The sequence below is a fragment of the Streptomyces sp. NPDC002845 genome (genome assembly GCF_053591955.1).
On sequence record NZ_JBSFUU010000166.1, the window covers coordinates 1 to 6,949 of the forward strand.

Here is a 6,949-nt window from a genome sequence, read left to right on the forward strand (position 1 = left end):
CTGGCACTGCAGATCCCCAGCGACGGCACCCAGCGCGAGCTGCGCTCCATCCTCGACTGGCTGGACTCCGCCGGCATCGAGGCCGACGAACTGACCGTGCACACCCCCGACCTCGACGACGTCTTCTTCGCCCTGACCGGCCCGGCCAACGTCCCCAACCAGCCCAACCAGCCCAACCAGCCCAAGGAGACCGTCCGATGAGCGCCCTCTCCCTCGCCGTCCGCGACTCGAACACGATGCTGCGCCGCAACCTCCTGCACGCGCGCCGCTACCCGTCCCTCACCCTGAACCTGCTGCTCACCCCGGTCATGCTGCTGCTGCTCTTCGTCTACATCTTCGGCGACGTGATGAGCGCGGGCATCGGCGGCGGCGGCCGCTCCGAGTACATCGCCTATATCGTCCCGGGCCTCCTGCTGATGACCATCGGCAGCACCACGATCGGCACCGCGGTGTCCGTCTCCAACGACATGACCGAGGGCATCATCGCCCGCTTCCGTACGATGGCGATCCACCGCGGCTCCGTGATCATCGGGCACGTCGTCGGCAGCGTGCTGCAGTCGGTCATGAGCGTGGTCCTCGTGGGCGCCGTCGCCGTGGCCATCGGCTTCCGGTCCACGGACGCCACGGCCCTGGAGTGGCTGGCGGCGTTCGGGCTGCTCGTGCTCTTCGCCCTGGCGCTCACCTGGATCGCGGTCGGCATGGGCCTGATCAGCCCGAACGCCGAGGCGGCCAGCAACAACGCGCTGCCGCTGATCCTGCTGCCGCTCCTGTCCAGCGCCTTCGTCCCGGTCGACGGGATGCCGGGCTGGTTCCAGCCGATCGCCGAGTACCAGCCCTTCACCCCCGCCATCGAGACCCTGCGCGGGCTGCTGCTCGGCACCGAGATCGGCCACAACGGGTGGATCGCGGTCGCCTGGTGCCTCGGTCTCGCGGTGCTCGGCTACTTCTGGTCGGCCTCGAAGTTCAACCGCGACCCGAAGTAACCGCCATGACAGCGCGGGCCGCCTCCCGCAACTCGTCCCGCCCGAGGGCGGCGTACTCCGACACCGCGTCGGTGTACGCCGCCCCGTTCGTATGCGGGGCGGTGCCGTACGCCGAGAGCTGGCCGGACGGGGCGTCCGTCCGACCAGTGCCCGCACCCGGCGCCGCGGCTCCCCGAACCAGGACAACCGCGGTCCTCGGCCCCGGCGAAACCTCAGACACCAGCCCAGGCCACGGCCCTCACACCACACAGCGCTACTGGGATCGCAACCAGGCACTGAGCGGTTCCGCGGCCTCCTCGGTCGTGTCCGGAGGGACGACCAGCAGATCCCAGCGCCCCCGGTCGGGGGTGAGCAGGACGATGGTGTGCGGGGCGGATGCCGCCAGGGTCCTGCGCAGTCGTACGACCTGGTTGACGACGAGCATCCGGCCGGGCGCCGCCGACCACTTCGCCCCGTTGACCGTGACGCTGCTGATGTGGCCCCACGCACGCGGCAACCCGCCGAGCAGCCTCGGGAGTTCCGCGAGCAGGTCGTACGAACGGGGCCACCACACCCCGTCGATGGGCCGGGACACACCACCGTGGGGTGCCAGGCGCAGGCGGAGGACGGGGTGGGAGGGGACCGGGGGTTGCAGTGCTGTGGCCATAGGGCTCCGTAAGTTGTGGGACGGCCTGGGGTCAGGCGCGGCGGGCGGCGATCCGCTCCGCGGTGGGCCAACGCACGTCGTGTACCCAGCCGAGGCGTTCGAGGAGGCGGATGACGGCGGCCGACGGGTCGATCTGGCCGCGGCCCACGCCGTGGCGGGCGCTGGTGGGGTCGGCGTGGTGGAGGTTGTGCCAGCTCTCGCCGAACGACAGCAAGGCCAGCGGCCACAGGTTGGTGGCCCGGTCGTGGCGCCGGGTGCGGAACGGGCGCTCACCGATCAGGTGGCAGAGGGAGTTCACGCTCCAGGTGACGTGGTGGAGCAGCGCGATGCGGACGAGTCCCGCCCACAGCAGGGCGGTCAGCGCGTGCACCCAGGTCCCGCCGATGGCCCAGCCCGCGGCAAAGGGGAGGGCGAGCGTGAGGACGCTCAGCGCCGGGAAGGCGCGGGAGACGGCGCGGATGTCGCGGTCGGCCAGCAGGTCGGGGGCGTACCGGTCGGCGGACGTAGGGTCGTTGCGGAACAGCCAGCCGACGTGCGCGTGCAGCAGCCCGCGCAACTGGCCGCGCAGATGCGTGCCGTAGCGGTACGGGGAGTGCGGGTCGCCGGGCTCGTCGGTGAAGGCGTGGTGGCGGCGGTGGGTGGCGACCCAGCCGATGACGTCACCCTGGAAGCTCATCGACCCGGCCACAGCGAGCGCGATGCGCACGGGGCGGACGGCCCGGTAGCCGCCGTGGGTCAGTCCCCGGTGGAAGCCGACGGTGACGCCGAGGCCCGTGATCGCGTAGAGGACGAGCGCGAGCACGATGTCGGCGGGATGGATGAGGCTTCCCCACAGCAGCCAGCCGGCCAGGCCGAGCGCGAGGAACGGCAGGACGACGATCACCGCCGTAACCGTCACATACAGCCGCTCACCGCCCTCGCGCGCGGGTGCCGGGCCGTCCGGCGGGAAGGGGGACGTGCCGTCGTAGCCCGGGGGCGACGCGGCGGGGTCCGGCGGAACAGCCGAAGTGGACGTGACAGGGGTGACAGACATGCAGGGCTCCTCGACCTCGATGCAGGCCGCTGGGATGAGGTGCGGCCGGGGTCAGGGGCTGCCCCTGGTGGATGGGCGGCGTGCTGGAGATTGCCCTGTCGGGTGGGCACGCCGAACCCTCGTCCCACCCACGGTACTCCCGTACAGCCCAGAACGACGCGGACCGGACCGTGTGCCCCGCCACGTCGGGCGTCGGCCTCATGTCGACATCGCATCGACATCGCGTTGACACGATCCGTCGCCGGACGTTGACTGTCAGCACGGCGCAGGGTCACCGTCGTCATCACCGCGGTGATCGTCACCACAACGGAAGTGGCACACGACGATGTACGACCAGACACGCGCTCAAATGCCTTCGGACCAGCCCCCGGGCCGCACCGAACGCCGCACCTCGGGGCCGGAGCCGCTGCTCCCGTCGGCCGAGCGGGACAAGATCGTCCAGCGCCTCCGGCACGCCATCAACACCTTCGCCGACGCCCCACGCCAGGCGCTGGAAGAGGCCGAGAGCGCCTTCGACGAAGCCACCGCCCAGCTCGCGAACGCCCTCGCGGAACAGCGGCGTGCCCTGCGAGCGGGATGGCAGGAGGGGGAGGGAGGGGGAGAGGGAGACCAGGGCTCCGGAACACAGCCCGCCGAAGCACAGACCGCCGAGGCGCAGACCCCTGAAGCGCAGGCCCTCGAAGCGCAGGTGGCCGAAGCACAGGCGGCCGAAGCGCAGACCCTCGACGCGCAGTCCGCCGAACTCCGCCTCGCGCTGAGGCAGTACCGGGAGATCACGCAACGGCTGCTCCGCCTGTAGACGGCCACAGGCCCACTCCAGGATGCCGAGGAAGCCACGGGGGGGCGGACGCAGCTACGCCGGGTCGCGCCCGCCCGTCCCGTCCCTGGGCGCTCACCCAGCTGTCCGACCAGGTACTTAGATACGTACGGCCAGGGCGGCTTCCCGGGCCCGGGCCACCGAGACGATGCGTTCCCGCAGCCGCTCGGCGCACAGCCGCATGTTCCGGTACGCGATGTCGTTGTCCGGACAGCGGCAGGCGAACTGCAACCCCTCGTGGACCCTGGTGAGCCATACGCACACCTGATCGCCGTACGAGACACGAATCAGCCCGTACGCCTTCAGGTCCTCCCACCGCTCCGACTCCGCAACGCCACGGGCGTCGACGTACGAGACGATCGAGTACAGGTCGGGCGAGGTGGGCCGGAAGTCGGTGCCCAGCAGACGCAGTACGCGGGCGATGGGCATCCGTGACAGTGGCCGGTTCTCCCGGAGCGCGGCGCGGACCATCGTCAGGGCGCTGTCGAAGTCCGTGGCCTGCGCCACGGGGACCTCGATCGGGGCGCCGCCCACATACCAGCCCACCGAGTCCGCCCACCGGGACTTCACCCGGGTGTGGAAGGGCACGACCGTGCGGTACACCTGCTGCCCGCCGAGGTCGCGGACGATGAGGCCGATGGCCGCGAGGATGCCGATCAGGCTTCCGCCGTACGGGCGGCAGTACGCCTCGAAGGCCGCCGCGTCCGCGTCGTCGACGAGCATCTCGTGCAGGAACTTCTGGGCGGGCAGCGGCCCTTCGGGGTCGAGACCCAGGTCGACGGGGAAGTTCGGCAGCTTTCCGTCACACCGGGCGATGAACTCCCGCCAGCGGGCCACGATCGCGTGCGTGTCGTCGATCCGGTCGGCGTCCACGCGCTCGGCCGCGCAGAAGTCGACGTAGCTGGCGGCCGGAGCCGGAGCCGAGTCCACGGTGCGGCCTTCGAGGCCGAGCGCGTAGAGCTCGTGGATCTCGGCGGTGATGCGGTGGATCGAGTGCGCGTCGACGTTGGTGTGGTCGAACGCCATGTAGACACTCGTGTCGTCGTCCCTGACGACCGCGGTGAAGAGGAAGTTCGGCCAGGTGAGCGCGTTCGCCACGATGTCGAACCGGTCCTGCAGATACCGGGTCAGCGTCACCGCGTCGGAGAAGTCGCCGACGTCCTCGCGGTGCAGTTCGACGGCGTCGGCGTCCAGCGTGAAGCGCCGCATGTCGTCGTCGGCGGCGTCGGCGGCGCCGCCGGTCCAGCGGAAGCCGCTGCGCAGCGTCTCGTGCCGCAGTGTCCAGGTCCGCAGCGCGCCCTCAAGGACGTCGAGATCGACCTGTCCCGGGATGTCGAACGCCGTACCGAGCCAGGTCGGTACGAACAGACCGTCCTCGCGTACCGATCGTGCCGTCCGGACGTGGGACTCCTGTACGTACGCGGGTGGGCGGGCGTCGTCCGGCAGAGTCCTCGCGGCCTCCACGGTCGTCGGATGCAACGTCCACTCCACGAGACGTCCGGGGCGCAGCTCGCAACGCTGGATGTCGGTCATTCGCACGGGGCTCTCCGTTCACCGGCCCTGGGGAGGCCGCCGCGTGCCGCGCCGATCCGTACCTCCATGCCTCTTGGGCTCCATGCCTCTTGGACGCCAGGCCACTTGGGCATCGCTCGACACGACACCCAAAGGGAACAACGCTCGGACGACGGGGAAGAAACGCGCGCCCCGATGTCGCCTGCGTCGCCTGCGACACCGCCTGCGCCGACTACCGCGATGTTCTGGCAGCCACCGGGCCCGGGTGAGCCCGTCGCGCGCTCACCCCTCCGGCTTCGGCTCGGGCCGCCTCCGGCTGCCGATCCGTGCGGCGCGGAGCCTCCGGTGGGCCCAGCCCGCGATCAGGAGCGCGGCCAGGGCCACGGCCAGGACCGTCGGGCCCACCGCGTCCACGGCGTCGGCGATCGCGGCCTGTACGGTGCCCGCCGCCTCGATGACGGGATCGGTGGTCGTCGGGTCCCGCTGGATGCGGATCTCGTACCAGCCGTAGTACGCCACATACGCCCCGACCAGGACGAGCATGCCGCCGCCCAGGCGCGGGGCGAGGGCGCCGAAGCGGCGCAGCCGGCCCAGCCGGGCGCTCGCCGTGCTGCGGGTGAGGGCAACGGTCAGGGAGGCCGTGCCGACGATCAGGCCCATGCCGGCCGCGTAGACGAGGTAGAGGGTGATGCCCTCGGCGGTGGAGCCGCTGCGGAACGCGGAGACCACGATGGCCAGGAACGGGGCGATCGTGCAGCCGAGGGAGGCGGTGGCGTACGCCGCGCCGAACAGGGCCATGGAGGGCACCGACCGGATACTCATCGTGGGAGCCCGGCCCAGCTTCACCTTCGGTGACCAGAGTTGACGGCCCATCAGCAGCCAGACCCCCGCCGCCGTCATCAGCAGCCCGAATCCGATCGTGAACCACGGCAGATGCTCCTGCACCTGACCTGCGACCGGCTGCACCGCCAGCCCGAACACGCCGAACAGCGCGGCGAATCCAACGGTCATGGAGACCGTCGCCACCACGGCCCTGCCGACGGCGACGCGTGGCGAAGGTGTGTCGTTCCCCAGCACCAGGAGGGACAAGTACGCCGGGAGCAGGGCGAATCCACAGGGGTTGACGGCCGCGAGCATGCCCGCGGTGAGGGCTAGGGCGAGCGGGAGGTCGTTGGCCATGGGTGGGTCACCCGGTGAGGGCGGCCACGCGGTCGGCGAGACCCTTGCCCGCCGGCAGTCCACCCTCGAAGACCTGCTCGCCGTCCTTGTCCAGGATGACGTAGACGCTCTGCTGGGTGATCTCGAAGCGCTTCCACACGTCGCCCGCCTCGTCGGACAGGTGGGTGAAGTCGCCGGTACCGGTGTCGGCGACGAACTCCTTCATCGCGTCCTCCTTGTCCAGCCCCGCGACCCCCACGACGTTCGCCTTCCCCTCGAAGTCGGCGGCCACCTTCGCGGTCTCGGCCGCCTGACCACGGCACGTGGGGCACCAGGGCGCCCAGAACCAGAGCACCGTGGGCTTCCCCGCCAGCGTCGTACCGTCGAAGGGTTCGCCGTCGAGGGTGGTCGCGGTGAAGTTCAGCGCCTCGGGGACGCCTTCGCCTTCTGCGGGAGCGGCTGTACTCGGCGCGGAGGACGAGGTCTGGGGCTGCCCCTGCCCGGCGTCGCCGTCACCGCCGGAGCCCGTCTCCGATCCGCAGGCCGCGGTGGTGAACAGGGCGGCGGCGGCCAGTACGGCCGGGAGGAGGGCGCGTGTGCGCATGACGGCTCCTGAACTTCTGGTGACGTGCCGACCGACGGCTCCTGTGGGCGGGCTCTGCTGTGACGGTACGGTACGGCCGTCCTGCCCGGACGGGGGCTTTGGGCCAAGGCCGTGAAGTTACGGGCTGATCGTCGGCGTCAAGATGTTGATGCTGAGGGTGGCTTTGTAGGTGCGTCGGTCGACCTTGAGGCTTTTG

At 71.0% G+C, this 6,949-nt stretch carries 8 protein-coding genes and 1 pseudogene; 3 read left to right on the plus strand and 6 right to left on the minus strand.

The window, feature by feature from the left end:
* Both ACWD3C_RS47420 and ACWD3C_RS47425 read left to right on the plus strand, forming a co-directional pair.
* Positions 1-201: pseudogene (locus ACWD3C_RS47420) on the plus strand (ABC transporter); the annotation flags it as partial.
* Positions 198-983, plus strand: coding sequence for an ABC transporter permease (locus tag ACWD3C_RS47425; RefSeq protein ID WP_451154857.1), 786 nt, complete (start codon positions 198-200; stop codon positions 981-983). The pseudogene ACWD3C_RS47420 and the gene ACWD3C_RS47425, both read left to right, overlap by 4 nt.
* Here the strand turns inward: ACWD3C_RS47425 and ACWD3C_RS47430 are convergent.
* From ACWD3C_RS47430 to ACWD3C_RS47440, 3 genes are read right to left on the minus strand one after another with little or no spacing between them, the layout of a single operon-like run.
* Positions 964-1,203 carry a hypothetical protein gene (locus tag ACWD3C_RS47430; protein ID WP_451154859.1) on the minus strand — a complete coding sequence of 80 codons (240 nt, stop codon included), beginning with the start codon at positions 1,201-1,203 and terminating at the stop codon, positions 964-966. The genes ACWD3C_RS47425 and ACWD3C_RS47430 overlap by 20 nt on opposite strands.
* A 33-nt stretch (positions 1,204-1,236) precedes the next feature.
* Entirely contained in the window at positions 1,237-1,629 is a 393-nt protein-coding gene (locus tag ACWD3C_RS47435) for a DUF5994 family protein (protein WP_451154861.1), read from the minus strand.
* A gap of 31 nt (positions 1,630-1,660) precedes the next feature.
* A complete protein-coding gene (locus ACWD3C_RS47440) occupies positions 1,661-2,662 on the minus strand; it encodes an acyl-CoA desaturase (RefSeq protein ID WP_451154863.1) in 1,002 nt (333 codons plus the stop codon).
* Positions 2,663-3,011: 349 nt separating this feature from the next.
* Between ACWD3C_RS47440 and ACWD3C_RS47445 the strand changes: the two genes are divergently transcribed.
* Positions 3,012-3,461, plus strand: coding sequence for a hypothetical protein (locus ACWD3C_RS47445; protein ID WP_451154865.1), 450 nt, complete (start codon positions 3,012-3,014; stop codon positions 3,459-3,461).
* Positions 3,462-3,578: 117 nt separating this feature from the next.
* Here ACWD3C_RS47445 and ACWD3C_RS47450 read toward each other — a convergent pair whose 3' ends face one another.
* The 3 genes from ACWD3C_RS47450 to ACWD3C_RS47460 form a co-directional block, all read right to left on the minus strand.
* Complete coding sequence (locus ACWD3C_RS47450; RefSeq protein WP_451154867.1) at positions 3,579-5,012, minus strand: condensation domain-containing protein; 1,434 nt, start codon at positions 5,010-5,012, stop codon at positions 3,579-3,581.
* Between the two features lie 261 nt (positions 5,013-5,273).
* Complete coding sequence (locus tag ACWD3C_RS47455) at positions 5,274-6,170, minus strand: cytochrome c biogenesis CcdA family protein (RefSeq protein ID WP_451154869.1); 897 nt, start codon at positions 6,168-6,170, stop codon at positions 5,274-5,276.
* Between the two features lie 7 nt (positions 6,171-6,177).
* Positions 6,178-6,753: a redoxin domain-containing protein gene (locus tag ACWD3C_RS47460; protein WP_451154871.1), complete on the minus strand. Its 576-nt coding sequence runs from the start codon at positions 6,751-6,753 to the stop codon at positions 6,178-6,180.
* Between the last annotated feature and the right edge of the window lie 196 nt (positions 6,754-6,949).

What these genes read in the sequence shown, in the direction of transcription:
- ACWD3C_RS47425 (WP_451154857.1), top strand. Translation starts at nt 198, where the DNA reads ATGAGCGCCCTCTCCCTCGCCGTCCGCGACTCGAACACGATGCTGCGC.
- ACWD3C_RS47435 (WP_451154861.1), bottom strand. Translation starts at nt 1,629, where the DNA reads ATGGCCACAGCACTGCAACCCCCGGTCCCCTCCCACCCCGTCCTCCGC.
- ACWD3C_RS47440 (WP_451154863.1), bottom strand. Translation starts at nt 2,662, where the DNA reads ATGTCTGTCACCCCTGTCACGTCCACTTCGGCTGTTCCGCCGGACCCC.
- ACWD3C_RS47445 (WP_451154865.1), top strand. Translation starts at nt 3,012, where the DNA reads ATGCCTTCGGACCAGCCCCCGGGCCGCACCGAACGCCGCACCTCGGGG.
- ACWD3C_RS47450 (WP_451154867.1), bottom strand. Translation starts at nt 5,012, where the DNA reads ATGACCGACATCCAGCGTTGCGAGCTGCGCCCCGGACGTCTCGTGGAG.
- ACWD3C_RS47455 (WP_451154869.1), bottom strand. Translation starts at nt 6,170, where the DNA reads ATGGCCAACGACCTCCCGCTCGCCCTAGCCCTCACCGCGGGCATGCTC.
- ACWD3C_RS47460 (WP_451154871.1), bottom strand. Translation starts at nt 6,753, where the DNA reads ATGCGCACACGCGCCCTCCTCCCGGCCGTACTGGCCGCCGCCGCCCTG.